General features: G+C 32.9%; 32 protein-coding genes. 31 read left to right on the forward strand and 1 reads right to left on the reverse strand.

The window, feature by feature from the left end; all coding sequences use genetic code 11:
* The first annotated feature begins 90 nt into the window (after positions 1-90).
* Positions 91-750, forward strand: coding sequence for a response regulator (locus HYN86_RS19155; RefSeq protein WP_113679498.1), 660 nt, complete (start codon positions 91-93; stop codon positions 748-750).
* Between the two features lie 11 nt (positions 751-761).
* A complete protein-coding gene (locus HYN86_RS19160; protein ID WP_113679499.1) occupies positions 762-1,682 on the forward strand; it encodes a sensor histidine kinase in 921 nt (306 codons plus the stop codon).
* A 2-nt stretch (positions 1,683-1,684) separates the two neighbouring features.
* On the opposite strand, the gene HYN86_RS19165 is transcribed toward HYN86_RS19160, so the two are convergent.
* Positions 1,685-2,179: a metallophosphoesterase family protein gene (locus HYN86_RS19165; protein WP_113679500.1), complete on the reverse strand. Its 495-nt coding sequence runs from the start codon at positions 2,177-2,179 to the stop codon at positions 1,685-1,687.
* A gap of 342 nt (positions 2,180-2,521) precedes the next feature.
* Here HYN86_RS19165 and truA point away from each other — a divergent pair, with 342 nt between their 5' ends.
* From truA to HYN86_RS19315, 29 genes are all read left to right on the forward strand, one after another.
* Positions 2,522-3,256, forward strand: coding sequence for a tRNA pseudouridine(38-40) synthase TruA (truA, locus tag HYN86_RS19170; RefSeq protein ID WP_113679501.1), 735 nt, complete (start codon positions 2,522-2,524; stop codon positions 3,254-3,256).
* An 88-nt stretch (positions 3,257-3,344) separates the two neighbouring features.
* Complete coding sequence (locus HYN86_RS19175) at positions 3,345-5,099, forward strand: ABC transporter ATP-binding protein (protein WP_113679502.1); 1,755 nt, start codon at positions 3,345-3,347, stop codon at positions 5,097-5,099.
* Positions 5,100-5,445: 346 nt separating this feature from the next.
* The gene (locus tag HYN86_RS19180) at positions 5,446-6,030 is read left to right on the forward strand and encodes an NUMOD4 domain-containing protein (RefSeq protein WP_113679503.1); all 585 of its coding nucleotides are present in this window, start codon (positions 5,446-5,448) and stop codon (positions 6,028-6,030) included.
* Positions 6,031-6,630: 600 nt separating this feature from the next.
* On the forward strand, positions 6,631-8,019 hold the full coding sequence (gene lpdA, locus HYN86_RS19190) for a dihydrolipoyl dehydrogenase (protein ID WP_113679505.1): 1,389 nt from the start codon (positions 6,631-6,633) through the stop codon (positions 8,017-8,019).
* Between the two features lie 196 nt (positions 8,020-8,215).
* Positions 8,216-8,806, forward strand: coding sequence for a hypothetical protein (locus HYN86_RS19195; RefSeq protein ID WP_113679506.1), 591 nt, complete (start codon positions 8,216-8,218; stop codon positions 8,804-8,806).
* A 246-nt stretch (positions 8,807-9,052) separates the two neighbouring features.
* Positions 9,053-9,931, forward strand: coding sequence for an AraC family transcriptional regulator (locus HYN86_RS19200; protein ID WP_113679507.1), 879 nt, complete (start codon positions 9,053-9,055; stop codon positions 9,929-9,931).
* Positions 9,932-10,003: 72 nt separating this feature from the next.
* Positions 10,004-10,846, forward strand: a complete 843-nt coding sequence (locus HYN86_RS19205) for a Rossmann-fold NAD(P)-binding domain-containing protein (RefSeq protein WP_113679508.1) — start codon at positions 10,004-10,006, stop codon at positions 10,844-10,846.
* 9 nt (positions 10,847-10,855) lie between these two features.
* Positions 10,856-11,095: a DUF5367 family protein gene (locus HYN86_RS19210; RefSeq protein ID WP_113679509.1), complete on the forward strand. Its 240-nt coding sequence runs from the start codon at positions 10,856-10,858 to the stop codon at positions 11,093-11,095.
* An 85-nt stretch (positions 11,096-11,180) separates the two neighbouring features.
* Positions 11,181-11,930 (forward strand): DUF2314 domain-containing protein, encoded by a 750-nt coding sequence (locus tag HYN86_RS19215; protein ID WP_113680005.1) that lies wholly within the window; start codon positions 11,181-11,183, stop codon positions 11,928-11,930.
* Positions 11,931-12,076: 146 nt separating this feature from the next.
* The gene (locus HYN86_RS19220) at positions 12,077-12,568 is read left to right on the forward strand and encodes a TPM domain-containing protein (protein ID WP_113679510.1); all 492 of its coding nucleotides are present in this window, start codon (positions 12,077-12,079) and stop codon (positions 12,566-12,568) included.
* 110 nt (positions 12,569-12,678) lie between these two features.
* Positions 12,679-13,326 carry a suppressor of fused domain protein gene (locus HYN86_RS19225; RefSeq protein WP_113679511.1) on the forward strand — a complete coding sequence of 216 codons (648 nt, stop codon included), beginning with the start codon at positions 12,679-12,681 and terminating at the stop codon, positions 13,324-13,326.
* Between the two features lie 126 nt (positions 13,327-13,452).
* The gene (locus HYN86_RS19230) at positions 13,453-14,352 is read left to right on the forward strand and encodes an arginase family protein (protein ID WP_113680006.1); all 900 of its coding nucleotides are present in this window, start codon (positions 13,453-13,455) and stop codon (positions 14,350-14,352) included.
* Between the two features lie 42 nt (positions 14,353-14,394).
* Positions 14,395-16,746 (forward strand): hypothetical protein, encoded by a 2,352-nt coding sequence (locus HYN86_RS19235; RefSeq protein ID WP_113679512.1) that lies wholly within the window; start codon positions 14,395-14,397, stop codon positions 16,744-16,746.
* Positions 16,747-16,753: 7 nt separating this feature from the next.
* On the forward strand, positions 16,754-17,185 hold the full coding sequence (locus HYN86_RS19240) for a GNAT family N-acetyltransferase (protein ID WP_113679513.1): 432 nt from the start codon (positions 16,754-16,756) through the stop codon (positions 17,183-17,185).
* An 18-nt stretch (positions 17,186-17,203) separates the two neighbouring features.
* On the forward strand, positions 17,204-17,605 hold the full coding sequence (locus tag HYN86_RS19245; RefSeq protein ID WP_113679514.1) for a DUF1801 domain-containing protein: 402 nt from the start codon (positions 17,204-17,206) through the stop codon (positions 17,603-17,605).
* 114 nt (positions 17,606-17,719) lie between these two features.
* A complete protein-coding gene (locus HYN86_RS19250) occupies positions 17,720-18,103 on the forward strand; it encodes a YdeI/OmpD-associated family protein (RefSeq protein ID WP_113679515.1) in 384 nt (127 codons plus the stop codon).
* Between the two features lie 179 nt (positions 18,104-18,282).
* A complete protein-coding gene (locus HYN86_RS19255) occupies positions 18,283-18,963 on the forward strand; it encodes a DUF4919 domain-containing protein (protein WP_230406395.1) in 681 nt (226 codons plus the stop codon).
* A gap of 281 nt (positions 18,964-19,244) precedes the next feature.
* Positions 19,245-19,787, forward strand: a complete 543-nt coding sequence (locus HYN86_RS19260; RefSeq protein WP_113679516.1) for a DUF2975 domain-containing protein — start codon at positions 19,245-19,247, stop codon at positions 19,785-19,787.
* A 10-nt stretch (positions 19,788-19,797) separates the two neighbouring features.
* Entirely contained in the window at positions 19,798-20,004 is a 207-nt protein-coding gene (locus HYN86_RS19265) for a helix-turn-helix domain-containing protein (protein WP_057116634.1), read from the forward strand.
* An 83-nt stretch (positions 20,005-20,087) separates the two neighbouring features.
* Positions 20,088-20,684 carry an NAD(P)H-dependent oxidoreductase gene (locus HYN86_RS19270; protein ID WP_113679517.1) on the forward strand — a complete coding sequence of 199 codons (597 nt, stop codon included), beginning with the start codon at positions 20,088-20,090 and terminating at the stop codon, positions 20,682-20,684.
* Between the two features lie 23 nt (positions 20,685-20,707).
* Complete coding sequence (locus tag HYN86_RS19275) at positions 20,708-21,172, forward strand: heme-copper oxidase family protein (RefSeq protein WP_113679518.1); 465 nt, start codon at positions 20,708-20,710, stop codon at positions 21,170-21,172.
* Between the two features lie 141 nt (positions 21,173-21,313).
* Positions 21,314-21,799 (forward strand): SRPBCC family protein, encoded by a 486-nt coding sequence (locus tag HYN86_RS19280; protein ID WP_113679519.1) that lies wholly within the window; start codon positions 21,314-21,316, stop codon positions 21,797-21,799.
* A 102-nt stretch (positions 21,800-21,901) separates the two neighbouring features.
* A complete protein-coding gene (locus tag HYN86_RS19285; RefSeq protein ID WP_113679520.1) occupies positions 21,902-22,798 on the forward strand; it encodes an NmrA family NAD(P)-binding protein in 897 nt (298 codons plus the stop codon).
* A gap of 12 nt (positions 22,799-22,810) precedes the next feature.
* On the forward strand, positions 22,811-23,725 hold the full coding sequence (locus HYN86_RS19290; RefSeq protein WP_113679521.1) for a helix-turn-helix domain-containing protein: 915 nt from the start codon (positions 22,811-22,813) through the stop codon (positions 23,723-23,725).
* Positions 23,726-23,782: 57 nt separating this feature from the next.
* Entirely contained in the window at positions 23,783-23,995 is a 213-nt protein-coding gene (locus HYN86_RS19295) for an ArsR family transcriptional regulator (protein ID WP_113679522.1), read from the forward strand.
* A gap of 83 nt (positions 23,996-24,078) precedes the next feature.
* Positions 24,079-24,777 carry a hypothetical protein gene (locus tag HYN86_RS19300; RefSeq protein ID WP_113679523.1) on the forward strand — a complete coding sequence of 233 codons (699 nt, stop codon included), beginning with the start codon at positions 24,079-24,081 and terminating at the stop codon, positions 24,775-24,777.
* A gap of 49 nt (positions 24,778-24,826) precedes the next feature.
* Positions 24,827-25,195, forward strand: a complete 369-nt coding sequence (locus HYN86_RS19305; RefSeq protein WP_113679524.1) for a nuclear transport factor 2 family protein — start codon at positions 24,827-24,829, stop codon at positions 25,193-25,195.
* A 154-nt stretch (positions 25,196-25,349) separates the two neighbouring features.
* Positions 25,350-26,399 (forward strand): serine hydrolase domain-containing protein, encoded by a 1,050-nt coding sequence (locus tag HYN86_RS19310; protein WP_113679525.1) that lies wholly within the window; start codon positions 25,350-25,352, stop codon positions 26,397-26,399.
* A 2-nt stretch (positions 26,400-26,401) separates the two neighbouring features.
* The gene (locus tag HYN86_RS19315; RefSeq protein WP_113679526.1) at positions 26,402-26,824 is read left to right on the forward strand and encodes a DUF1801 domain-containing protein; all 423 of its coding nucleotides are present in this window, start codon (positions 26,402-26,404) and stop codon (positions 26,822-26,824) included.
* Position 26,825 lies beyond the last annotated feature (1 nt).

Genomic DNA, 26,825 nt, shown 5'->3' on the forward strand with positions numbered 1-26,825 from the left:
CGAATTTTATTCGGGTTTTTTTTCGTCCTAAAACGAAATAATTGTAAGATAATTTTCATAATTTTGTCCTTTAATTTAGTTTCCCGAAAAATGACTCCAAAAATAAAAATCCATCTTGCAGATGATCATCAGGTTTTAATTGATGGACTGTCCAATTTATTACAGACAGTTCCCAATTTTGAAGTCGCTGGAAGCTCGCTTGACGGAACTACTGTTTTTAATGATGTGGTTCTAGACGAAGCTGACATTTTAATTTTAGATATCAGCATGCCTAAAAAAGACGGCATTGAAACTCTAAAAGAATTCAAAGAAAAAGAATCACCTTGCAAAGTCATTATTTTATCCAGTTATGATGATTTAAAGATCATTAAGGAAGTAATGAAACTTGGCGCAAAAGGCTATCTCACCAAAAATTGTGCTGGCGAAAACATTATTGAAGCTGTCGAAGCAGTCTATCAAGGACAAGAATATTTTAGTGATGCCGTTAGGGAAAAAATCTTTAATACTTTTAAAGATAACCCGAAATTAAACCAAAATGCAGTTATAGAAAATCCAATTTTGAGTCCGCGTGAAATGGAAATTATCATTTTAATTGCATTGGAATACAGCGGCAAAGAAATCAGCGAAAAGCTTTTTATAAGTTCACATACTGTAGAGACACACCGCAAAAATATCATGAAAAAACTAAACATAAAAAGTACGATTGGCTTGGTAAAATATGCTCTTAAAAACAATTTGATTAATCCATAAATCAGTTTTATATGTTTGGGCTTAATTTTTTTATATCACTTCTTTTTTCTTTTGCTTCTAAAGGAACTTTCTGTTTAGAGAAATCTAATATTGCAAACGGTCAAAATGAATCTTTAGCAATATTTATTGAAAGCCAAACAACCACAAACCAACTTAAAACAATTGATCAATTTCGAAATAAAAAAATAGTAAGCTTAGCCATATTACTCGTAATCATTATTTTTTTTCTATTTTATTTTCTATATCAAAACAACAAACTCAAACAAAAAATAAAGCGAAAAGATACCAAACAAAAAATCCTTCTCGACATCATCAATTCCAGCATTGATACTCAGGAAATAGAACGAAAAAAAATTGCCTCTTTTTTACACGACAATATTAACTCTCTTCTATCCTCTGCTGGACTGCATTTAAATACGTTTACTGCACAAAACGACATCAAATCTGATGAGATACAAAAAGCAAAAGCCATTTTATCTGAAGCACACGAACTTTTACGAGATATGTCTCATGATCTTGTTCCTTCTCTTTTAGTTCGTTTTGGTTTGATTTATGCATTAGAAGATTTATGCGAGAAAAACTCTAATTCTGCCATTCAATTTGAGTTTTCAAGCTCTATTTCGACAAGTAGAAGATATGTTGAAAAATTTGAAATGAAAATCTATTTCATTGTCAGCGAACTTTTCAGCAACATCATAAAACACAGTGACGCTAAAAAAGCACGGCTTTCTTTGGTTGAAAAAAACAATCAATTTCTCCTAACTATTCACGATGACGGAGTTGGATTTAGAACTCAAAAGCTAAAAGATTCCGAAGGTTTTGGTTTAAACCGAATTAGAGCAAGAATTAAGAAATACAAAGGTACTTTAACTATTACATCACAAGAAAATAACGGAACCAAAATCAAAATTCAGATTCCACTTCCGCATTAAGTTTATTTTGCGCCAATTTCTACGATTTCTAAATCTTTAATTTTATCATCATCAATCACAAATCGAAGCATAGTTCTCACTTTATGAAAACCGCTTTTTCCCGCCGCGCCCGGATTCATGTGTAAAAGATTGTTTTTCTTATCAAACATTACTTTTAAAATATGAGAGTGTCCGCAGATAAAAAGCTTGGGTGGATTCTGTGCCATTTCCTCTTTTATATTCGGATTGTATTTTCCAGGATAACCGCCAATGTGCGTAATCCATACAGAAACATTTTCGCAGGAAAAGCGATTATTTAAAGGAAATTCCATTCTTGCTTTTGCATCGTCTATATTACCGTAAACAGCTCTGAGCGGTTTTAGTTTTTTTATGGCATCGGTAACATTCAAATCTCCAATATCGCCGGCGTGCCAAACCTCATCGGCCTGATTAACATATTTTAAAATAGTATCATCAATATGGCTGTGCGTATCAGAAAGCAGAAGGATTTTTGTCATTTTTTTTTAAGGTACAGAGGTTCAGAGGCACAAAGTTACAAAGGTTTTTCTAATCTGGCGTTAGAAGAAGTTCTGTCTATTTCTACAGAACAGCATTCTAAAAAATCTTAGAACCTTAAAACCTTAAAAAATCCCAATCTGTTGCTAGATGCACTGTGGTTCGATTCTACAGACAAACATCATAGAAAAACCTTTAAAACTGTGTCCCTTAGAATCTCAGAACTTTATAAAATCCAATCTTGCGTTAGACGCACTGCAGTGCGTCTCTACAGATATATATTACGGAAAAACCTTTAAACCTTTTTTCGTACCTTTGCACTTCTGAACCTTTGAACCTCTACAGTGAGATATTTTATTCAATTTGCTTATAACGGAACACATTATCATGGCTGGCAGATACAGCCTAACGCCTCTTCTGTTCAGGAAACTTTAAATAAAGCTTTATCGGTTTTACTGAATGAAACTATCAGCATAATGGGTGCTGGAAGAACAGATACTGGTGTGCATGCTACTGAAATGTTTGGCCATTTTGATACCGAAAAGACTTTAGACATTCAAATTCTGATTCATAAACTGAATTCATATTTACCAAAAGATATTGCCATTTTTGATATTATTCTGGTTCATGATGATGCGCATTGCCGATTTGACGCAACTAAAAGAACATACGAATATCATATCAATACCGTTAAAAATCCGTTTTTACAGGAACTAAGCTGGTATGTAAACCAGAAATTGGATGTAGATTTGATGAATGAAGCGGCTCAATTATTATTGAAGCATACCGACTTTCAATGTTTTTCAAAAGTACATACAGATGTAAATACTTTTGACTGCACTATCTTTGAGGCATTTTGGAAACAAGAAAATTCAAAACTGATTTTCACTATTTCTGCAAACCGTTTTTTGAGAAATATGGTTCGGGCAATTGTCGGCACTTTAATTAATATCGGTTTACACAAAATTACGCTGGCTGATTTTGAAAATATTATTGCCAGCAAAAGCAGGGAAAAAGCTGGATTTTCTGTTCCGGCACATGGTTTATATTTAACCAAAATAGATTACAATTATTTATAGCTGTAGGCTATAGGCTTTAAGCATTCAGCTTTAAGCACTTTATTAAAAGCCTACTGCCTAAAGCTTATAGCTTAAAGCACCAAAAAAAATGAAAGCAAAAGCATTTGATACTGGATTATTCAAAAGAATTTTAAAATATACCAAGCCTTATAAATGGCGTTACTACGGTGTCATTATTTTTGCCGTATCGCTGTCTATTTTCGCGGCACTCCGCCCCTATTTACTTAAAGAAACCGTAGATGGATATATCAAAACTCATGACAAGATGGGATTATTGATGTATATCATTTTAATGGGTGTAGTTTTATTGATGGAAGTTTTCTCGCAGTTTTACTTTGTTTATTGGGCAAACTGGCTGGGACAAGATATTGTTAAGGACATTCGAACGAAGCTTTTTAAACACATTTTGAGTTTCAGAATGAAGTATTTTGATTTGGTTCCAGTTGGGCAGCTGGTTACTCGTGCCGTTTCAGACATTGAGTCGATTGCCCGCATTTTCAGTCAGGGATTATTCATGATTATAAGTGACTTGATGAAAATGTTTGTAGTGCTTATTTTTATGTTTTACATGAATTGGAAGCTGACTTGGATTGTAGTTCTTGCCATGCCAATATTGGTTTTCATTACTAGAATTTTCCAACGTAAAATGCAGGTAGCTTTTGAAGAAGTAAGAACTCAGATTGCCAACATGAATTCTTTTGTACAGGAACGCGTGACTGGAATGAAAATCGTTCAGCTTTTTAACCGCGAAAAAATCGAAGCCGAAAATTTCAAAGACATTAACAATAGACATCGCGTGGCTTGGATCAAAACGATTTTATACAACTCGATCTTCTTCCCTATTGCAGATATCATTTCATCTATTACTTTGGGATTGGTAGTGGTATACGGCGGTTTTAGAATTTTAAATGGAGATCATTTTACCACTTTTGGAGATTTATTTTCGTATACCATGTTTATTGGAATGCTTTTTAACCCTTTAAGACAAATTGCGGATAAATTCAATGAGATGCAATTGGGAATGATTGCGGCCAATCGTGTTTTTGATATAATCGACACACAAGATCATATTCAGGACACCGGAAAAATTGAAGCGCCAGTTTTTAATGGAAGTATAGAATTTGAAGCGGTTCGTTTTAGTTATATTCCAGAAGAAGAAGTTATAAAAGGTATAAATTTATCTGTTACTGCAGGACAAACCGTTGCTATTGTTGGTTCTACAGGCGCAGGAAAATCTACTATAATTAATCTGTTGAATCGTTTTTACGAAATTAGCAGCGGAACAATATCTATTGACGGAGAAAATATCGAGAACTATACTTTGGCTTCTCTTCGAAAACAAATCGCTGTGGTTTTACAAGACGTGTTTTTATTTGCCGATACGATTTATAATAACATCACTTTGCATAATCCAGAAATTACCCGCGATCGAGTAATTGATGCCGCGAAGAAAATTGGCGTTCATGATTTTATTATGAATCTGCCGGATAATTACGATTTTGATGTAAAAGAACGAGGTGTAATGTTATCATCTGGACAAAGACAATTGATTGCATTTTTACGTTCGTATGTAAGTAATCCGAGTATTTTGATTTTAGACGAAGCGACCTCTTCTATCGATACCTATTCTGAAGAATTGATTCAACGTGCTACTGAAACAATTACAAAAGGAAGAACTTCTATAATTATTGCACATAGACTGGCAACAATTGTAAATGTAGATAAGATTGTGGTAATGGATAAAGGTTTGATTGTCGAACAAGGAACGCATCAAGAATTACTCAATAAAGCTGACGGTTATTACAAAAACTTGTACGATTCGCAATTTTCAGTAGCTAATTAGCGCTGCCAAATTTTCAAATATCATGATATAATAACTTACAGACATTTCACATGGTTAGATGATCCGTCTCTCATCACCAAAAAAAAGAATTTACTAACTTAGAAAATTGACCTAATCAATAATTTAATGATCATTTATCTTAAATTTTACAATTTCTTTTAAAATAAAAATCTACATAATTCACAATTTGTGATTTAAAATCCGATTAAAAACTATCAAAATCGTTTTAAAACGTTAAATTAGCGTTATAGAAATCATAAAATTGATCTTTCATAATCACGAACATAGCGGTAATTTTTCGTTTATTATTTATCTTTGAGAATATAGAAATCAAATGTAAAAGAAAATGCCACAAAATAGATTTTATCCGAACGAACAGTTTAAAGAAATAGAAATAAACGCCTCATTACAATTAAGATATGCCATTTCAAACAGAGGAAGACTTATAAGTTTTACCGATGAAATTGAAAACGGACGCCTCCTGAAAGGCGGATTAAGCGACGGATATCCAACCTTCCGTTTCAAGGTTAAAAAAGACGATAAAATCGTTAATAAATATCTCTTCTTATATAAATTAGTAGCGCAGTATTTTATTCCGAAAGAATCTGAAGAACAAACTTATGTACTTCATTTGGATTATAACAGAAGCAACGATGACGTAAGCAATTTACGCTGGGCAACCAAACAAGAAATGATGGCGCACAGCCGTAAAAGTCCAAGAGTTATCCAAGCCAAAAAAAATCTAATCGAACACAATGTAAAAGCCGACGGACGAAAATTAACAACAACGAAAGTCATGTTAATCAAAAAAATCCTTGCGAGACCAGAACAAAAAACTCGTCTTAAAATGATCGCCAAACAATTCGGAGTAAGCGAAATGCAGATCAGAAGAATTGCCAGCGGAGAAAACTGGGGACACGTTAAGATTTAATTGTTAATGGTAAATGGTTAATGGTTGATGGTTGATGGTTGATGGTTGATGGTTGATGGTTGATGGTTGATGGTTAATCATTAACAACTAACAACTAACAACTAACAACTAACAACTAACAACTAACAATTAACAACTAACAACTAACAGAGTTTGTCAGGCTGAGCGAAGTCGAAGCCCACGCATAGGATTTCACATAAAATTTAAAATTATAATAGCCACAGATTATACAGATTAACACTGATTTAAAAATCTTTTTAATCCTAATAATCTGTGGCTATATGTTTTTTGAATTTTAGTGCTTTTTGAAATTGATGTTGACATTGTTATTGAAATTGAAATTGAAAATTGACATTGATAAATTTTCAGATTTAACTTCTAAATCTCAATTTTCAATTCATAATTCACAATTTACAATTAACAATTACTCCAGTTTCTGTGAAAAGACCAAAATCTGTATTGCTAAAAGCAAATTTTCGAACGTTGATTTAAAATAAATCCTTAAATTCGCAAGCACAAATAACAAAAGAGTAATAATCGAAAAATGAGTTTCGGAAATATAAACTTCATTTTCGGTAGTTAATATTAAAAACCAAAAAAATGAAATACGACGTTATTGTTTTAGGAAGTGGTCCTGGCGGATATGTTACAGCAATTAGAGCTTCACAATTGGGCTTTAAAGTAGCTGTAGTTGAAAAAGAAAACCTTGGTGGTGTATGTTTAAACTGGGGATGTATCCCAACTAAAGCATTACTTAAATCGGCTCAGGTTTTTGATTATTTAAAACACGCTTCTGATTACGGATTGAAAGTTTCAGAATTTGACAAAGATTTCCCTGCAGTAATTCAACGCAGCCGTGGTGTTGCTGAAGGAATGAGCAAAGGAGTTCAATTCTTAATGAAAAAAAACAAAATTGACGTTATCGAAGGTTTTGGAAAACTGAAACCAGGAAAAAAACTTGACGTTACTGATAAAGATAATAAAGTTACAGAATACAGCGCTGACCACATTATCATCGCTACCGGTGCTCGTTCTCGTGAGTTACCAAATTTACCTCAAGATGGTGTAAAAGTAATTGGGTACCGTCAGGCAATGACATTGCCAACGCAGCCAAAATCTATGATTATTGTTGGTTCTGGAGCAATTGGAGTTGAGTTCGCTCACTTCTACAACTCAATGGGAACAGATGTTACGATCGTAGAATTTATGCCAAACGTTGTTCCTGTAGAAGACGAAGATATCTCAAAACAATTTGAGCGTTCTTTGAAAAAATCAGGAATTAAAGTTATGACTAACTCATCTGTTGAGCGCATTGACACAACTGGTGCAGGAGTAAAAGCTTTCGTTAAAACTGCAAAAGGAGAAGAAGTTCTTGAAGCTGACATCGTACTTTCTGCAGTTGGAATCAAAACAAACATTGAAAACATCGGATTAGAAGAAGTTGGAATCGCTGTTGACAGAGATAAAATCTTAGTAAACGCTTACAACGCAACTAACATTCCAGGATACTACGCAATTGGAGATGTTACTCCAGGTCAAGCTTTAGCTCACGTAGCTTCTGCTGAAGGAATTAACTGTGTTGAAAAAATTAAAGGTCTTCACGTAGATCCAATTGATTACGGAAACGTTCCTGGCTGTACATATGCAACTCCAGAAATTGCTTCTGTAGGTTTAACAGAAAAACAAGCTAAAGAAAAAGGATACGAATTAAAAATTGGTAAATTCCCATTCTCAGCTTCTGGAAAAGCAAAAGCTGCCGGTGCTGCAGACGGATTCGTAAAAGTAATCTTCGATGCTAAATACGGAGAATGGTTAGGATGCCACATGATTGGTGCTGGTGTTACAGACATGATTGCTGAAGCAGTTGTAGCTCGTAAACTAGAAACTACAGGACACGAAATCCTTAAATCTATCCACCCTCACCCAACAATGAGCGAGGCTGTTATGGAAGCTGTTGCTGATGCTTACGGCGAAGTAATTCACTTGTAAAAACATACAATGTAAAGATTCAACATCTTTACGGAGTTATATATAATTTTCAATTTATAAAATCCGATTTGCGAAAGCGAGTCGGATTTTTTTATACCTATTTTTCGTAAAATTAAACTGTTTTATAAATTAGGAATTTTATATTTTAATACTATTTTCGTGCTAAAATTTAATCTAACCAATTACAAAAAAAAGTATGAAAAAATTAATCCTATTTATCATCCTAGGAGTAACTATTAATGCAGCTGCCCAAGAAGCCAGTGTAGAAAAATCAATCTTTTCAGCCCAGACAGGATTTGCAGGACTTTGGCTTAACAACGAATTAAAACTTTCTAAATCAATCGCTTTGAGAAGTGAAGTTGGTATTGAATACGATTTTGCTGTTGGAGATCATTATGATGAAGCTGGTTTTATATTACAGCCAGTATTAACTGCAGAACCTAAATTTTATTTTAATCTGAAAAAAAGAAACGCTAGAGGAAAAAATATCTCAAATAACAGCGGTAATTATATTTCACTAAAAACAAGTTATCATCCTGATTGGTTTGTTATTAATTTAGATGATAATATCACTAAAAATGCAGATTTATCTATAACACCAACCTGGGGAATGAAAAGAGCGATAGGAGATCATTTTACTTACGAAGCTGGTGCAGGAATTGGATACAGAATGGTTTTTATTAAAGCAAATTCTAATTTTGGAAATGCACAAAGTGTAGATGATTTTGATTACACAAAAGAACAATTCTTGCTCTATTTACATTTGAGAATTGGTTATACTTTCTAAAAAACAAAAACAAAATTCTTAGAGTCATAAATCCGATTTGCGAAAGCAAGTCGGATTTTTTTATGGCGTTACCCTTCGGGTCAGTCTGTCCGCTGTATCTTTTATGGCTCTCGAAGCCTCGGGGACCGCTGAAAAAGGATGTCGCTTCTATCCTTCACGCTGAATCATTTTCAAATGATCAATTTTGTATATTTGATTCAGCAACAATTATCTAATTGACTAATTTCCAAATTATCGAATTAAGAAATGACTACTGACATCATAGAAGTAAACAATTTTATCGTCCTTATAGAACAATCTAATTCTGATAAAGAATTTGTGCAAAAATGCGAGATTGACGGCGATGCAGTAGGTTTTGCTTTTTATGGTTCTGGAAATGTAGAATTAGAAATCAAACACAACAATCAGATAAAATATTTGATGAATACAACTGGTTTGGCGATTTCATTTTTTGGAAATCAGAAAGTTGGTTTTGCTCATAAAATTGCTCCAGAAAAACCCCTGCAATCCATTAGTATTTTTGCCAAACTAAAAACCATTCAAAATTTACCACAGACCGAAAAAGAGATTTTCGAAAATCAATTACCAGAACTAGTAAACCCAAAAGCGCATTTTGTAAAAGGTCCTACTCTATTTATGACACTCGAAATGCAATTGGCCGTTCAAAAGGTATTTAATACAACTTACACAGGCAATACAAGGCTTCTGTTTTTAAAAAGTCAGGTAAATGAATTACTTGCACATTATTTTGCACTTTTATCAGCCGAAAAGAAAAACGAATTGACCGAAAAAGACAAAGAAAAACTTTTTCAGGCAAAAGATATTGTAAGCACAAACTATTCCAAGCCTCCAACTATTACAGAATTATCCAAACTGATTGGCTTAAACAGCAGTAAACTTAAAAAGAACTTCAAAGAATTATTTGGCATTCCAGTTTATAAATTCATTCACGAAGAACGTCTCAACAAAGCTTACGAATTACTTTGCAGAAGCGAAAAAACGGTTCAGGAAACTGCCTGGGAAGTAGGTTATGAAAGTCTAAGTTCATTCTCCAACGCCTTTCAGAAAAAATTTGGATCAAGACCAAACGAAGTCAAAAAACAATTCCTTTCAAACAAATCTTAATTCTTTTCAGACAAATGTTTTCATGATGATTTATGCAGCTTTGTATCATCATTAATTAAAAAATCATTAATCATGAAAACAAACAAAATCTTAGTAATCGGCGGCAAAGGAAAAACCGGAAGTCGTGTAGTAAAATTATTAAACGAAAAGCCAAATATAACAATCAGACTTGGTTCGAGATCTTCAGAAATTCCTTTTGACTGGGAAAAACCAGAAACTTGGTCTCTTGCTTTAAAAGATATCGACAGCGTTTATATTACTTTTCAACCTGATTTAGCCATTCCGTCTGCACCTGAAACCATTCAAAAATTCGCCTTATTAGCAACAAAACTTGGCGTAGAAAAAATGGTTTTACTTTCTGGAAGAGGCGAAAAAGAAGCTCAAATCTGCGAAGAAATTCTAAAAGCAGCGGCACAAAAATGGACCATAGTAAGAGCTAGCTGGTTTAATCAGAACTTTAGCGAAAGTATATTTTTAGAACCTCTTTTAGCAGGATTTGTAGCATTACCGCAAGCCAATGTTCTGGAACCTTTTATAGATGCCAATGATATTGCAGAAGTCGTGACTGAAGCACTTTTAAACGATAAACATAATGGTCAGACTTACGAGTTAACTGGTCCGCGTTTGCTGAGTTTCGAGCAAGCTGTAAGCGAAATAGCAAAAGTTATTAAGAAAGAGATTGTTTTTGAGTCTTTAACTGTAGAAAAATATATCAATATGCTTCGTGAATATCAGGTTCCTGAAGATGAAATCTGGTTGATAAATTATCTTTTTTCTGAAGTTATGGATGGCCGAAATTCGAGCACAACCAATGACATCGAAAAAGTTCTCGGAAGAAAAGCAACTGATTTTTCTGAATTTGTGAAAGAAACGGCTAAAACTGGAGTTTGGAACGAAGTACGCCAATTATCATAAATTATTTAAATGCATTTGTATCAGGGACAATACTCTGGATTTATCAAAAATCTATCGAGAATTCAAGTTAGTTTAATCATGTCTCTCATTGCAATTTTAATGGATATTTTAATATTTGTTCCTCTTGTAGAAATTCCTAAAGGCAACACACATAGAGATTTTTTCAACAATCCGCTAAAATGGATTTTAGCCATTTTAAATGCCGCAACAGTATATTTTTATTGGAAAAAGAGATTTAAAATTAAATAATAGTAAAAGAGGTTTTAAATTTTGTAATCCGGCTTGCAGAAGTAAGTCGGATTATTTATCTTACAAGAATATAAAAATAAAAATCATGTCAGAAACAAAAATATTCTACGCCGACGGAGAAAATCCAAAAATGATTGAAGCTTACAAAAAAGCTCAGGAAACCTTTAAATATTTCTGGAGAGAATTATCTTGGGAATACCGCCGAATAGTCCCAGGACTTGATGTTGCATGTGTAAAGCTGGCTTTTACGCAGGAAATCGACAATGAAACCGTTGTAGAACACATGTGGATTAACGATGTAAATTTTGACGGCGAAAACATATACGGTGTTCTAGTAAATGACCCAGACGAATTAACGAATGTAAACAACGGAGATGAAGTACAAATTCCTGTAAATCAAATTAGCGATTGGTTATTTGCTATTGATGGAAAGACCTACGGTGCTTTTACAATTCAGGCAATGCGTTCTGAAATGAGCGAAGAGGAAAGAGCTGCACATGACGAAGCTTGGGGACTAGATTTTGGTGATTTTGATGATGTTTTAGTGGTTAATGAACAAAAAGAAAAACCAGAAAATATCATTGAACATCCGATGAGCAAAAACATGAAAGAAAGTCTTATCGAATTTGTACAAAATAATCCAGAAGAAGTAACCGCTCAAGACGAATTGGGCTACACTTTTTTACATCGTGAAGTAATTGCCGGAAACCAAACTTCTGTAGAAGTTTTACTAGAATCTGGAGCCGATAAAAATGCCAAAACTGAGACTGGGAAAACAGCACTCGATTTCGCTAAAGAACTCAAGTGGGAGCATTTAGTAACTGTTCTTCAATAACAAAAATTCAAAATCCGATTTATTATTTAAATCGGATTTTTTTTGATTTTATATGATGAATAAATATCGATTTTTAATAACCTTTTAAAGAGTTAATTTTAATAATAAAGAACTAGTTTTGCAGCGCCTCAAAACATATATCTGCCATGAAAAAATTAGTACTTATTTTTATAATTGTTCTTTTTTTACCCACTCTTTCTTTTGCACAGACGAAAACAGAAAATCAGCCTGTTTTTGCCAAATCCTATGATTATGTAAATGATTTCGAAAAAATTCTTACTCCAAATCAGGTCAAAAATTTAAATGACTTTTTAAAATCAAGCGAAGCCAAAACAAACAGCAAAATACTTATTGTAACAACTCCCTCTATTCTTCCTCATACAGATTTAACTAATTATTCGTTAGATTTAGATAAATATTTAGTTTCAAAGCTAAAAATAGACACTTCAATTTTAATTGTAATTAGTAAACAATTGAGGCAGATTCAGGTTCATGGAGTCGAAAAAATCCGGGCTAAAATGAGCGATCAGGAAATGAAAGATATTGTATCGTCGTATATAGTTCCAGAATTAAAAAAAGGCGATTACTACAAAGGATTACAGCAGGGCGCTCTGCAGCTGGCTAAAAAAATAGAGTAAAAAAACAAAGTCCGACCTGCAAAACAAGTCGGACTTTTTTTATATCATAAATTGCCTTTTTGCAATAAAAATAATATATTGTATACACTTTAAACTAGAAAACGATACATATGAATTTAGAAGAATATAAAAAACAATTTACGGAAGATGATGCAGTGGGCTGGTTAGAAATCGATAAAGAATTTGACCAGCTTTATCCAGGTCAGGAACCCAAACATTTTGCGCCTGCGCTCAGCTATATGCTCGGTGGTGATAGTCCGCTGGATGGTGTGAGTTATTACGAAAGTCAAAAGCAGGAACATCATTATCATTTTATCACTTACGGTTTTTCAGAATTGTATTATAACGAAGAAAAAGTAGACGGAGAATTTAGCAAATGGGGTTTCGAACTTACTTTTAGATTAAAACCATTTGAAGCCGATAACGGCAATCCAAGCTGGGCAGTGGCATTACTTCAAAATATTGCCAAATATGTTTTTAACAGCGGTAACTGGTTTGAAGAATTTCACTACATGCCTGCAAACGGACCGATTCGTCTGGATACTGATACTGATATTACAGCACTGCTTATTGTAAACGACCCAGAAGTCGAAAAAAAGCAGACTCCTCACGGCGAAGTTTCGTTTTTACAAATAGTAGGAATTACTTCGGCAGAATATGAGCATATCAAAGCAAATCCGGGAACAGTCGAAGAATTGGTCAATAAACTAAAAGAAAACAATCCTTTATTAATTACCGATTTAAATCGAAAAGATTAAGATCTATTAGAATTTAAAAATGATCAATCCGATTTGCAGAAACAAGTCGGATTGATTTCTTTTGGTTTGTTAAAAAACATTCAAAAGGCAATTATTTTAATAACTTTAGGTCTAAATAGTAAAGTCATGAAAGAAATCTGCATTGTTGAATTTACTTCTAATTTAGGATTAAAGGAACCAAAGCCAGGTAAAGAACCAGGCGTAAATCGCTTACCCGACTGGTTATGGAAAAACAATCTGCATAAAGCACTTAAAGTAGATAATATAATTAGACTCGATCCGCCGAAATACTCCAGCGTAAAAGATCCCGAGACTAAAATTTTAAATGCAGATTCACTTGTTACTTACGCCAGAGAACAGGCTTATTTGATCAATAATTTGATTAGCGCAAATAAATTCCCATTTATTTTGGGAGGCGACTGCAGTATTCTTTTAGGAACTGCAATAGCTTTAAAACAGAAAGGAAATTATGGCTTATTTTATCTTGACGGTCATACAGATTTTATGGATATTTCCTTGTCTGAAACTGGAGGCGCTGGCGGCATGGCGACGTCAATAGTTACTGGAAACGGTCACGAAAAACTAACCAATATTCTGAATCTTTCGCCTTATATCAAAGAAGAAAATCTTTGGTGCGTTGGCAATCGGGAATATGATGAGGAGTATGAAAATGAAATTCGAAATTCTGCTGCGGTGTATATCAGCCTGAACGAACTCCGAAAAAAAGGCATCAGCAATTGTATTCAATCTTTTCTTTCGGATGTTGAAAATAAAAAACTCGACGGTTTTTGGCTTCACATTGATGTTGACGTTCTAAACGATTCGATAATGCCGTGTGTAGACAGTAGAACTCCAGACGGGTTAACGTATGATGAATTTAATAATCTTACCGCCCTCCTATTTCAAAGTGAAAAATTAAGCGGACTAGAGATAACTATTTTAGATCCCGACTTAGACGAAACAGGACAATACACAAAAGATTTTGTAAACAACTTAAGCAGTACTTTTAATTTGTTCAAAAAATAAATCATTTAAGCAGCACTCGAATATTTAAGAAGAACTTTTCCAATGAAATTGAAGTTTATCACATTTATAATTACGATATGTTTTTACGGCATTGTATGTTCGCAGACAAATGCAGTAAAAAATCAAGAAATTTCTTTTTTACAAAAAGAATCATTTCTTGACAGCGTAATTGAGCCGCTTCAAAAAAATCCATTGTACTTTGAAAAAGTATTTCTTCACACCAATAAAACCTCTTATTTCATTGATGACGTTGTCTGGTTTAAAGCTTATGTTGGTGATAATTCCAATAAACCTTCGCTAAAAACAACACGTCTGAATGTAAATCTTTTTGATGGAAAAGGCACAAAAATTCAAAGCCAGCAGATTTTTATTCATAAAGGAACAGGAAAAGGACAACTTGTACTAAACGATACTCTAAAAACGGGAGTTTATTATCTCGAGGCCGCTACAAATTATATGCGAAATTTTGGTGATCAAAATACCTTCGTCCAAGAAATAAATATTTTGAATAATACTTCCGTAAAACAAACCACTTCAAAAAAAAATTACGATGTTCAATTTTTTCCTGAAGGAGGCTATTTATTAGAAAATGTTGAGAATACAATTGGCGTGAAATCATTATTGAATGGAAAAGGAATTGATTATTCTGGCAGAATCACAAATACAAAAAATCAGGAAGTTGCCAGTTTTAAAAGTCAGTATCTAGGAATGACTAAGTGTAATTTTTTCTATGAACCCAACGAAACATATACTGCCATTGTCACTATAAATGACACTATAATAAAGATAAAACTTCCTGCAGCACAGCAAAATGGTATTCTTTTAAATCTCGATAATAACGCCGCTGAGCATATTAAACTCAATCTTAAGACAAACAAGAACTCTGCAGATGCATTAAGAAACAACCGTTACAAACTCTTATTTCATCAAAAAAATAATATTATAGATTATCTCGAAATTCAAAATCCAGAATCATTAAGTTTAGAAATCGACAAAAAAAATTTCTTCAATGGAATTAATACGATTACCCTTTTTAAAGATAATCAGCCAATTGCAGAAAGAAAATTTTATATAGAAAAGGAAACGGAACCAATCTTAGCATTAGAAAAAACAAAAACTGAAAACGATTCCATAAGCTATAAGCTAAAAATTTCTCAGCTGGACAAGAGCATAAATGCAAATTTGAGCACGTCAATTTTACCTCTAAATTCATCAAATTATACAGAGACTAATAGCATTAAAAGTGCTTTCCTGCTATCTCCTTACATAAAAGGCTATATTGAAAATCCTGCCTATTATTTTAATACAAAAAACGAGAAGCGAAAGGAGTACTTAGACTTACTTTTATTAACGCAGGGCTGGACTCAATTTTCATTAAAAGAGATGATTGCTGCGCTAAATCCGGTGTACAAATATGATTTTGAAGCGGGATTTAAACTAAAGGGAAATGTATCATCTCTGCCTGCCAATCAGCTGGCGCTTTTAACACCAGATAATGTAATTATTGATAAAATTTTCTTGAACGGAAAAAAAGATTTCAGCTTTAATAATCTGCTCATTTATAAAGGAGATGCCGTTAAAATTTCATTTGTAAACAATCAGAACGAAGCTGTAAAACCAGAAAAAATTCACTTTGATACATTAAATAATGCATCGGATATTAATTTTAAAATTCAAAACAGCCACAAACAGACGACTATTTTAAACGAGGACTTATGGAATGATCTGTATGTCTCAGGTTCTATAAAACTACAGGAAATAACCGTTACAGCCAAAAACAAAAGATATACCGACCGCAAAAAGCTTATAAATAAATACAAACCACTGGTGTTTGATATTGGAAAATATTTTGATCTGGAAATTGCTGAACATTTTAAGAATAAAGATTTAATGTATTTTTTGAGTTTTGATCAGGATGTGAAAATGGTTAATTGGAAAGGTCAGGAAACTTATTTGGAAACTGGAATAGATAAAGAAGCAGCCTTGTATATTGATGGCAGATACATTACATCTGGCGAACTCTCGGGCGTTTCATTACAAATGAGCGATATCGAAAACATTATGCTTCAGCCGGTTAGAGGAAACAAAATTTTTCAGGTTTTTACAACACAAAACTATAAGAATGACATCGTCGAACTTTTTAATCAATATATCATTACGGACGGATTTGATAAAGAGAAAAAATATTATTCGCCAATTTATGCTTTCAACACAGATAAATACAGCAATTGGACAGAAATTGACTGGAAACCGGATTTACAAACAAATAATAATGGAGAGATTTTTCTTAAAGTTAAAACAGATCCTCAAATTCAAGGTTACTTATTTTCAATTCAAGGTTTTACAAAGGAAGGTTCTTTAATTTCAGAAAGTATAAAAATCAATAAATCGTAAATCTTTTATGCAAATAGTTGAAGTCCAAAATAAAGATTATCCAATTTTAAAAAAATTATTCTTAAACGAAAGAATAAAAACTTTTTCATGGCTGGATACGTCCGAATTTCAATTAGACGATTTTGAAAAACTTACGCAGGGCGAATACATTCTCGCTGCAATTATAAATGATATTCCCGTTGGTTTTATTTCAATCTGGGTGCCGAATAATTTTATACATCATTTGTATGTGGACGAAAAGCATCAAGGCAAAAAAATTGGAACAGAATTATTAAAAGCTGCTATTGATGTAACGAAATCTGCCGTAACTTTAAAGTGTCTGGAAAACAATATAAAAGCCGTTGAATTTTATAAAAGAAACGGATTTATAGAAAAAGAAAAAGGACATTCTGAACATGGCTGCTATATTTTGTTTCAATCGCCAAGAGAAATTGTTTAACCACCTAAACTTTAAATTATGAACCAAGAAATTCAGGCATACAACGATTCGCAAAGCGAAGAGAATCAAAAGATATGCAATATTTTAAGTGCCGAAATTAACCATTTTCTGCCTGAAACCGAAAGCAAAATCTGGCATGCACATCCAGTTTGGTTTTTAGATGGAAATCCGATCGCGGGCTACAGTAAACTAAAAGGTTCTGTGAGATTGCTTTTTTGGAGCGGGCAGTCTTTTGATGAAGAAAAACTGCAAACCGAAGGTTCATTTAAAGCCGCAGAAATTCGCTACACAAGCCCTGACCAAATCAACAAAGACGATTTGAAACGCTGGCTGGCAAAAAGCAAAGAAATTCAGTGGGATTATAAAAACCTCATAAAACGCAAAGGCGTTCTTATTCGGTTACTGGACAAACCTTATTAATACATGTTCAAATAACAACACAACTCGTTCTTTTTCAATTTTTTAATATTAATTTTATTATTGACATACTGTTGTCACAAGGTCATTTTACCTTTGAAAAATAAAAATTAAGTTATGGAAACGAAAGATGGAAAATTAGCCGTTTACGCCGCAACCAGACAAGACTGGCGCAAATGGCTCGAGCAAAACAGTCAGATTGAAAAATCGGTTTGGCTTATTCTCTACCACAAAAAAAGTAAAACGCAGAGTGTTAGTTTAATCGAAGCCACAGAAGAAGCGCTTTGTTTTGGCTGGATCGATAGTCTTTGCAAAAAACGCGATGCCGAAAGTTACTATCTTACCTTCTCGCCCCGAAATCCAAAAACCAGTAAATGGAGCAAACCCAATATCGAAAGAGCCGAACGAATGATTCAGCAAAATTTAATGACAGAACACGGTCAAAAACTAATTGATATTGCCAAAGAAAAAGGAAAGTGGATTACAGATAATGAAGCATAATATGGGCGTATCTCTCTTGGTCAGGCTGTCCGCTATATCTTTTATGGCTCCAGAAGCCTCGGGACTTTCAAAAAAGGATGCCGTTCGTATCCTGTACGCATTGCTTTCAAAACAAGATTTTGCATTAAATTAATTTGTATTTTAGTAAGATCAGAACTACAACCTAAAACCTTCTAATCATGCTGAAACAAATTTTTCTTCTCCTAATTTTTTGCTTGGGAATTCAAACCTATTCTCAAGAACTTGCTTTCACAATTCCAGATTATAAAGCAATCGAAAAAGAAATTACTGATAAGAATTCTCAATTCTTTTATCCCAAGTTAATGGAAAGGCTGACGAAAAATGACACTTTATTATCGCATGATGAATACCGTCATTTATATCTTGGTTATGTTTTTCAGCCCAAATACAATGCGTTTTGGAAATCGCCGGATGAGAAAAAACTAAACGAATTATTCGGAAAGGAAAAACTTGAAAACGCAGATTATGATGAGATTATTAAATTAATCAATCATTCTTTAAGTGAATTTCCATTTGACCTCAAACAACTTAATTACCTCTCTTATATTTACCATTTAAAGGGCGACGAAGCTTCATCTAAAATAACTTCTTTCAAATTTCACAGTATCATGAATGTGATTTTATCTTCTGGTGATGGAAAAAAATGCGAAACTGGTTTTCATGTTTTACTGGTCGAACACGAATATGTTCTTTTGAACGTTTTCGAAATCGAATCGAAAGGTCAGTCTCTTGTCGACAACTGCGATTATCTAAGTTTTGAAAAAGGTGCTTACAATGTTGACGGTATTTACTTTAATATCGAAAAAATGCTGGAAAACGAAAGAAAAGCAATTCGATAATTTTTTTCAAATTTTGCTCTTATGAAAAATTAAATTTCTCTTTTAGCCCCGATGGAAACGGCATCCTTTTTTGGCTCTCCACTCCTATTGTCTGCCAAAAAAGATATAGTGGACAGCGGGACAAGTGGTCTTTTGGAAAACTAAAGTCCTGCTTCTAAAAAATAAAACAACAACTCCAGTAGGTTTTTTCTACTGGATTTTTTTTTGATAAAAATTATATTTTTATTGTTTATCAATAAATATTTATTATTTTAGCAGCATAACTTTTAATCTAATTTACAATGGAAATTAAAATTGGAACAGCACAAATCCTCAAAATATTAAATATTTTGTCTTGGATTATTTTTATTGGTTTATGCGTAGAAGCTGGTATTTATTTATTTAACGGAACTTATACCATGACTATAAATTCGTACAACGCGCGTTTTCTCAATTTACTGGATCTTTACAATTTCAGTCCGAGTTATTATATTCAGGAAATGATTTTTATGAGTATAGTAGCTATTTTAAAAGCGATTATGTTTTATTTAATTGTAAAAATGCTGCACGAAAAGAAACTAAATATTACACAGCCTTTCACTTCAGAAATGGGGCGTTTTATTTTTTATTTGGCTTATTTATCGTTTGGAATCGGTTTGTTTTCTCTTTGGGCGGCAAAATTCAACACTTGGCTGACAGCGTCGGGAGTTCAAGTTCCAAATTTGGAAACTTTAAATCTGGAAGGCGGGAGTGTCTGGATATTTATGTCAATCATTCTATTTGTAATTGGACAGATTTTTAAAAGAGGAATCGAAATTCAATCTGAAATCGACTTAACTATTTAAACGAAAAATTATGCCCATAATAGTAAATTTAGATGTGATGATGGCAAAAAGAAAAATGTCATTAAACGAACTTTCCGAAAAAGTAGATTTGACGTTATCTAATCTTTCGATTTTAAAAACAGGAAAAGCAAAAGCCATTCGTTTTAGCACGCTTGAAGCAATCTGTAAGGTATTGGACTGCCAGCCCGGAGATATTTTAGAATTTTCGGAAGAATAAAGTAGATCGTTTTTTGGATTTTATTTGTATGTTCGTACAAATTTATCCTATTAAAAAAGGTCGTAAATCTAAATAATTTAAAAATGAATATTTTAATTGTTTACGCACATCCAAGCAAAAAATCGTACACGTTTCAGGTTTTGGAAAAATTAAAATCTGTTTTGGCTGTTGAAAAATGGAATGTAGAAATTTCCGATTTATACGCTTCCAATTTCAACAGTGATATGTCTGAAGAAGAATACGAACGTGAAGGTTTTGGAAGGACAGAGCTTCCGATTTCGGCAGATGTTTGGAGTGAACAAGAAAAAATAGAACGAGCAGACTGCATTATTTTTCTTTATCCTGTTTGGTGGAGCGATTGTCCTGCCAAACTAAAAGGCTGGTTTGACCGCGTTTATTCTGTTGGATATGCGTACGGCCAAAATGAAATTTCAAGAAAGATGAAAACTATTCCGCTTGGACTTGTAATCTGCACAGCCGGACATCCAAATGATTTTTTACATGAAATCGAAATTGCACAAAGCATGGAAAAAGTAATGCTGGAAGACCGACTTGGAAAACGTTTTAAAAATAAGGAAATGATTATTCTAGGCGGTACTTTGGACTTGGAAAATGTGATCGAAAAGCACTTTCATGAGATTGGAAAAATCGTCGAAAAGATTAAAAATTTTTGTAATTAATAAATATATTCAATTAAATAAAAATGAACCTAAAAAAAATAAAAGTTTACCTCTTGTTCTGGATTGTTGCTGTACTAATTATAATGATTGGAATTGTACAAAATAATAATCCAAAAGTTTTTTTTGACATTAATATACATGATACTTATTATGTTATGTCGAATTTTGATTCCACTATTTTTATTTCGGTTTGTTTCTTTTTAATGGGGGCTGGATACTGGATCGTGCAAAAGCTATTCAAAAAAAAACTCGTACGATTCTTGACTCTAGTTCATTCTATTATTTTGATGGGAAGCTTTCTTCTTTATTGGATTATTTTCTTCTTTAATCGAAGAACACAAATCGATCCCAATTTTCCATTGTTTGATGACTCTCAAAGTGTAAATATAGTTTTAGTTTCTGAGTTACTTTTGATTGTTTTTGTTGCAACTCCAATTTATATTATCAATCTATTAATTGGAATTTTTAGAAAAAGTAAAACAGAATAATTCAAAATTCAATCTAAAATCTAAAATCTAAAATCCGCCCCTACTTGTCCGAAACAAGCCGTAAAATTGTCTTTTAAACACCTCAACTAATTGATTTATAGATTGTAAATTTACTTTTTACTAATTTATAAATCACTAAAAATGAGCACACAAAGTTTTACTACAAAAATAATAGTAGATCAATCTCCAGAAGAAGTTTTTAAAGCTGTACAAAATGTTAGAGGCTGGTGGTCTGAAGAAATTGAGGGAAAAACCGAAGAACTTAATGACCAATTTAATTATCATTATGAAGATATTCATCGATGCAAAATAAAACTGGTTGAAGTTATTAAAAATGAAAAAATAGTCTGGCTGATTGAGCAAAACTATTTTAAATTCACAGAAGATAAAACCGAATGGACGGGCACAAAACCAACTTTTGAAATCGCAGAAGAAAACGGAAAAACGGAACTGACTTTTACGCACTTTGGCTTAGTTCCCACATACGAATGCTTCGAAATATGCCGTGATTCTTGGACAAATTATATTCAAAAGAGTCTTAAAAATCTAATTGAAACTGGAAAAGGAACTCCAAACGCAAGCGGAAAACCACAAACCGAAAACGAAAAGAAATTATCTGAAAAATAAAAACACAATTTCATAATTCTATTTTAGACTACATCAATAATAGATTTGACTACATCTCTTCGATAGATGCTTCGCAACTTTGTATCATCAAAAAATAGAATTATGAAAATTATAATCACAGGTTCTTTAGGGAACATCAGCAAGCCTTTAACTATAGCTTTAGTACAAAAAGGACATTCCGTTACGGTAATTGCAAGCAGCTATGCAAGACAAGAAGAAATTGAAAAATTGGGTGCATCGGCAGCAATTGGTTCTGTAGAAGATTTGAGTTTTTTAACCGAAACTTTTACTGGAGCAGATGCCGTTTATTGTATGATTCCTCGAGCGAATTATTTTGATCCGAATCTTGATTTGGATGCGTTTACACGAAAAATAGGAAATAATTACGCCGAGGCTATCCAACAATCTGGCGTAAAACGTGTTGTTTTTCTGAGCAGTATTGGGGCACATTTAGAACAGAATTCTGGAATTATCCAGCGTTATAACGAGATTGAAGCGGTTCTGAATAAACTTTCAGATGTTTCGATTACGTTTATGCGTCCAACTTCATTTTATTACAACTTGCTGGCGTATATTCCGATGATGAAAAACCAAGGATTCATTGCAGCAAATTACGGAGGAGATCAATTGATTCCGTGGGTTTCTCCAAACGATATTGCCAGCGCTATTGCAGAAGAAATCACAACTACGCTTGACGGAAGAAAAATTCGTTATGTTTCTAGTGAAGAATTAACCGGCGATGAAACGGCTAAAATTCTGGGCGATGCTATTGGAAAACCAGATTTAAAATGGCAGTTAATCAGCGACGAAGAAGTCCTAAACGGATTAATTTCTGTTGGGATGCAGCCAAAAATTGCCCAAGGTTTAGTTGAAATGTATGCCGGACTTTATAACGGTACACTAGGTGAAGATTATTATAAAAATCGCCCTTCTGAATTAGGAAAAACAAAACTGGCTGAATATGCCAAAGAATTCGCTTCTGTATACAACCAAAATTAAGTACTTTAGACTATGGCAAATCAACAACCCGTTCGAATAAAAAGTATCAGCGAATTTCATCAATTTAGAAATCTTCCTAAGCCGGAACATCCTCTTGTAAGTGTTTATAATTTTGAAGATTTAAAATACTTAAATGAAGATGAACCAAAAAGCCTTATGCTTGATTTCTACTCCATTGCACTCAAAAGAAATGCAAATGCCAAGATGCGTTACGGCCAGCAGGAATATGATTTTAAAGAAGGTGTTTTGTTATTTATTTCGCCGGGTCAAGTTTTTTCTATAGAAGGAAATTCCGAAATGCAGCATACAGGATGGTCATTATTGATCCATCCTGATTTTTTATGGAATACACCGCTTGCGCAGAAGATTAAACAATATGAATATTTTGGATATGCCGTTCATGAAGCGCTGCATCTTTCTGATAGGGAAGAAAAAATGATTATAGATATCATTAAAAATATTCAGCAGGAATATCAATCTAATATTGATAAATTCAGTCAAGATGTGATTATTGCACAAATCGAATTACTGCTTACTTATTCGGAACGTTTTTATAACCGTCAGTTTATTACAAGAAAAATAAGCAATCATCAGATTCTGGCGCGTTTAGAAAAATTACTTGAGGATTATTTCAACAACGATTCCCTGTCTAAAAAAGGTCTGCCAACCGTGCATTTTATTGCCGAAAGCCTGAATGTTTCCCCAAATTATTTGAGCGGTTTATTGAAACATCTTACCGGACAAAGCACGCAGCACCACATTCACAATAAACTGATAGGAAAAGCAAAAGAAAAACTTTCGACCACAAACTTATCTATAAGCGAAATTGCTTTTGAATTAGGTTTCGAACATCAGCAGTCTTTCAGCAAATTATTTAAAACCAAAACGAATATTTCCCCGCTAGAATTTAGACAATCCTTCAATTAACATTTATCGAAACGATTCATTTATTTCATAAATTCGTTATACTAAAGACGAAAATAAATGAGCACAAAATCTACAATAAAACCTGCCAAAAAATGCTATGAACATCTTGGCGGTAAGCTTGGTGAACTCCTTTTAGAAAACTTTGCAGACAAAAACTGGATTGCTAAAAAATCACCTTCAGACAAACATTTTTACATTACAGAATTGGGCGAAAAAGAGTTTTCTAAGTTGGGGCTTGATCTCACAAAAATTAAATCAGAAGAAGTTTAACCACGAAATAAATTATTCAACTCTGTTAAAAAGTAATAAAATTACTATAAATTTACCTGATATTAAATTTACAATTTATAATTATGTCATACTTTGGAGGATTAGGTGCTGGAAGAGGTTGGAATACATTTAAATTTATACTTACTCCTAAAGAATTTGAATCTATTTTCAATGAACAAAAATTTCATTTCATTATAACAAATTCTCGAGTTTATATTGATTATAAAAAAACAGACGAGCAATTTATTTTTAATAGTTATGAAGATTTTTTTAATTCGGTAATAATTGCAAAAAGCAAACTAGGAAGGAAAGAACAATGGTTTTTTGAAAGTAAAATCAGAATCTCAATTACTGATGACCTAAGTAAAATAGATTTCGAAAACATTAGAGATAAAAAAGAAAAAATTTCAAAAGATTTTAAACTAGTCAGACCGACAGAACCTGTACTAAACATCAGCCCCTTTTATCTCACCTATTCTAAAACTAAAGAAAGTATAAGTGTTGCGAATATGAATGAAGAAGGGACAATTGGATTAGAACTAACATATCCAAAATTTGTTAGTTTTTCAAATGACAGTTTTAATTCTATAGTAGATGCCCACACTTTCACAACTTATAATTTGTTTGATGACTTGATGAAAAATATAAAAGCAATTTCAAGCAAAGCCAGATTACAAAGCAATACAAAGTTATTCCGTCCAAATTTCTGGATTAGCACAGAATCAAAAAAAATCATTAATACTAATCCGTATTTAAAATCCAATAATCTTATTATTATTTAAATCTTAAACACTTAATTTCTTACCTTAGTTTGCTTTTAAATCTCGAATTATGACTAGGAAAGAAATTGCAGAAAACTTCTTAAAACTTGCCGCAAGCGGACATCCGCACGAGGCATTTAGACTTTATGTTGGCGAAAATTTCAAGCATCATAATGTTCATTTTAAAGGTGATGCAGAGACGTTGATGCTTGCCATGGAAGAATCTGCCAGAACAAATCCAAATAAGATTTTCAAAATTCATCATATACTAGAAGACGGAAAATTAGTCGCGGTACATTCGCACCTCAAACAAACACCCGCAGATATTGGTTTTGCCGTTGTTCATATCCTTAAATTTGAATCGGATAAAATCATCGAGCTTTGGGATTTAGGCCAGCCGATTCCTAAAGAAACTATTAATGAAAATGGAATGTTTTAGATTAATTGTTAATTGTTAATGGTTAATGGTTAATTGTAATTGTAATTGTAATTGTAACCGTAATTGTCAATCATAAATTTTTAATCTTTAATTTTTAACTTTTAATTCTAATTGTAAATAAATAAAACGCTAATCATCAATCTTTAATCCATCAATGAACTCATTTTTTAAACTTTCGTCTTTTTTATTTTTATTAATTATTTTATCCAGCGGTCATTCGACGGCACAAAAAAAGGAAGATTACAAAAAAAGTATTGACAGTTTAATTCAGAACGCTGATCCGCTTTTTAATGGCGTTGTTCTTATTTCGCAAAAAGGAAAAACTTTATATTCAAAAGCGAAAGGGTATTCTGATTTTGATTCTAAAAAAGTTATAAAACCAGAAAGTCAGTTCGAAATAATGTCCAATAGCAAACAGATTACAGCTGTTTTAATTTTATTGGAAGTTGAAAAGGGAAAAATTGACCTTCAGTCTCCAATTAAAAAATATCTGCCTCATCTTAAACAGACTTGGGCAGATTCGGTTACGGTTCATCAATTATTAAATCATACTCACGGAATTGTCGATTTAGAAAAACCACTCATTTTTAAACCTGGAACCGATTTTAAATACGGAAATTTGAGTTTTAATTTACTTGGCGAAATTGCTGCGTTTTCGGCACAAAAAAAAGTTTCGGCATTACAAAATGAACTTTTTCAAAAACTAGAGATGAAGAACACTTTTTCTTTTGATAAAAGTAAAACACCAAACTTAGTGTCAGGATATTTTAATGAAAATAATGTTTTAGAAAAAGTAACCCAAAGCCAGATCACACCGCAAAGTTTAGGCGCAGACGGAGTTGTATCTACGGCATCAGATTTGGTAATTTGGAATAATAAACTTCATAACGGAAAAATCTTAAAGCCAGAAACCTATCAATTAATGATTAAATATAATGTTTTGTCGCAGCATAATGTTTTCGGAAAAGACAAAAAAGGTTACGGTTACGGCATTAGAGTTATGGATAATGAACCCATAAAATATTTGGGACACACAGGTTTAGGAGATGGATTTTCTTCTCTTAATTTATATTTTCCTGATTCTGGAATTAGTTTAATTATTTTAGAAAATCAGATGAATGCGAAATCTGATCTTTTTTATGCTTCAGAAATTAAAATCAAAGATGTTTTGATGAAGAGCAGATTATTAACTTCAAAACCATAAAAATGGCAAAAAATAAAACTATCGAAACGCAGCAAAGTGTAACTGATTTTATTAATGCTGTCGAAAATGAAGCCAAAAGAAATGACGCTTTTGAACTCGTAAAAATAATGCAGGAAACCACTGGTTTTGAACCAAAAATTTGGGGCCCAAGTATTGTTGGTTTCGGAAGTTATCATTACAAATACGAAAGCGGACACGAAGGTGATGCACCTCTTGCCGCTTTTTCTCCCAGAAAAGCTGCCACCACCGTTTATTTTTATTTGCCCGAAGAAAATAGAGAAGAGCTTTTGTCTAAACTAGGAAAACATAAATCTTCAAAAGCATGCATTTATATCAATAAACTAACTGATATTGATCTTGAAATTTTAAAAAAGATAATTTCAAGTTCAACTGAATATACTCAAAATTTATATCCCTCAAAATAAA

The organism is Flavobacterium fluviale (assembly GCF_003312915.1).
GTDB lineage: Bacteria > Bacteroidota > Bacteroidia > Flavobacteriales > Flavobacteriaceae > Flavobacterium > Flavobacterium fluviale.

Bases quoted from the DNA above. Each gene is read 5' to 3' on its own strand.
- HYN86_RS19155 (WP_113679498.1), top strand. From the start codon at position 91: ATGACTCCAAAAATAAAAATCCATCTTGCAGATGATCATCAGGTTTTA.
- HYN86_RS19160 (WP_113679499.1), top strand. From the start codon at position 762: ATGTTTGGGCTTAATTTTTTTATATCACTTCTTTTTTCTTTTGCTTCT.
- HYN86_RS19165 (WP_113679500.1), bottom strand. From the start codon at position 2,179: ATGACAAAAATCCTTCTGCTTTCTGATACGCACAGCCATATTGATGAT.
- HYN86_RS19175 (WP_113679502.1), top strand. From the start codon at position 3,345: ATGAAAGCAAAAGCATTTGATACTGGATTATTCAAAAGAATTTTAAAA.
- HYN86_RS19180 (WP_113679503.1), top strand. From the start codon at position 5,446: ATGCCACAAAATAGATTTTATCCGAACGAACAGTTTAAAGAAATAGAA.
- lpdA (WP_113679505.1), top strand. From the start codon at position 6,631: ATGAAATACGACGTTATTGTTTTAGGAAGTGGTCCTGGCGGATATGTT.
- HYN86_RS19195 (WP_113679506.1), top strand. From the start codon at position 8,216: ATGAAAAAATTAATCCTATTTATCATCCTAGGAGTAACTATTAATGCA.
- HYN86_RS19200 (WP_113679507.1), top strand. From the start codon at position 9,053: ATGACTACTGACATCATAGAAGTAAACAATTTTATCGTCCTTATAGAA.
- HYN86_RS19205 (WP_113679508.1), top strand. From the start codon at position 10,004: ATGAAAACAAACAAAATCTTAGTAATCGGCGGCAAAGGAAAAACCGGA.
- HYN86_RS19210 (WP_113679509.1), top strand. From the start codon at position 10,856: ATGCATTTGTATCAGGGACAATACTCTGGATTTATCAAAAATCTATCG.
- HYN86_RS19215 (WP_113680005.1), top strand. From the start codon at position 11,181: ATGTCAGAAACAAAAATATTCTACGCCGACGGAGAAAATCCAAAAATG.
- HYN86_RS19220 (WP_113679510.1), top strand. From the start codon at position 12,077: ATGAAAAAATTAGTACTTATTTTTATAATTGTTCTTTTTTTACCCACT.
- HYN86_RS19225 (WP_113679511.1), top strand. From the start codon at position 12,679: ATGAATTTAGAAGAATATAAAAAACAATTTACGGAAGATGATGCAGTG.
- HYN86_RS19230 (WP_113680006.1), top strand. From the start codon at position 13,453: ATGAAAGAAATCTGCATTGTTGAATTTACTTCTAATTTAGGATTAAAG.
- HYN86_RS19235 (WP_113679512.1), top strand. From the start codon at position 14,395: ATGAAATTGAAGTTTATCACATTTATAATTACGATATGTTTTTACGGC.
- HYN86_RS19240 (WP_113679513.1), top strand. From the start codon at position 16,754: ATGCAAATAGTTGAAGTCCAAAATAAAGATTATCCAATTTTAAAAAAA.
- HYN86_RS19245 (WP_113679514.1), top strand. From the start codon at position 17,204: ATGAACCAAGAAATTCAGGCATACAACGATTCGCAAAGCGAAGAGAAT.
- HYN86_RS19250 (WP_113679515.1), top strand. From the start codon at position 17,720: ATGGAAACGAAAGATGGAAAATTAGCCGTTTACGCCGCAACCAGACAA.
- HYN86_RS19255 (WP_230406395.1), top strand. From the start codon at position 18,283: ATGCTGAAACAAATTTTTCTTCTCCTAATTTTTTGCTTGGGAATTCAA.
- HYN86_RS19260 (WP_113679516.1), top strand. From the start codon at position 19,245: ATGGAAATTAAAATTGGAACAGCACAAATCCTCAAAATATTAAATATT.
- HYN86_RS19265 (WP_057116634.1), top strand. From the start codon at position 19,798: ATGCCCATAATAGTAAATTTAGATGTGATGATGGCAAAAAGAAAAATG.
- HYN86_RS19270 (WP_113679517.1), top strand. From the start codon at position 20,088: ATGAATATTTTAATTGTTTACGCACATCCAAGCAAAAAATCGTACACG.
- HYN86_RS19275 (WP_113679518.1), top strand. From the start codon at position 20,708: ATGAACCTAAAAAAAATAAAAGTTTACCTCTTGTTCTGGATTGTTGCT.
- HYN86_RS19280 (WP_113679519.1), top strand. From the start codon at position 21,314: ATGAGCACACAAAGTTTTACTACAAAAATAATAGTAGATCAATCTCCA.
- HYN86_RS19285 (WP_113679520.1), top strand. From the start codon at position 21,902: ATGAAAATTATAATCACAGGTTCTTTAGGGAACATCAGCAAGCCTTTA.
- HYN86_RS19290 (WP_113679521.1), top strand. From the start codon at position 22,811: ATGGCAAATCAACAACCCGTTCGAATAAAAAGTATCAGCGAATTTCAT.
- HYN86_RS19295 (WP_113679522.1), top strand. From the start codon at position 23,783: ATGAGCACAAAATCTACAATAAAACCTGCCAAAAAATGCTATGAACAT.
- HYN86_RS19300 (WP_113679523.1), top strand. From the start codon at position 24,079: ATGTCATACTTTGGAGGATTAGGTGCTGGAAGAGGTTGGAATACATTT.
- HYN86_RS19305 (WP_113679524.1), top strand. From the start codon at position 24,827: ATGACTAGGAAAGAAATTGCAGAAAACTTCTTAAAACTTGCCGCAAGC.
- HYN86_RS19310 (WP_113679525.1), top strand. From the start codon at position 25,350: ATGAACTCATTTTTTAAACTTTCGTCTTTTTTATTTTTATTAATTATT.
- HYN86_RS19315 (WP_113679526.1), top strand. From the start codon at position 26,402: ATGGCAAAAAATAAAACTATCGAAACGCAGCAAAGTGTAACTGATTTT.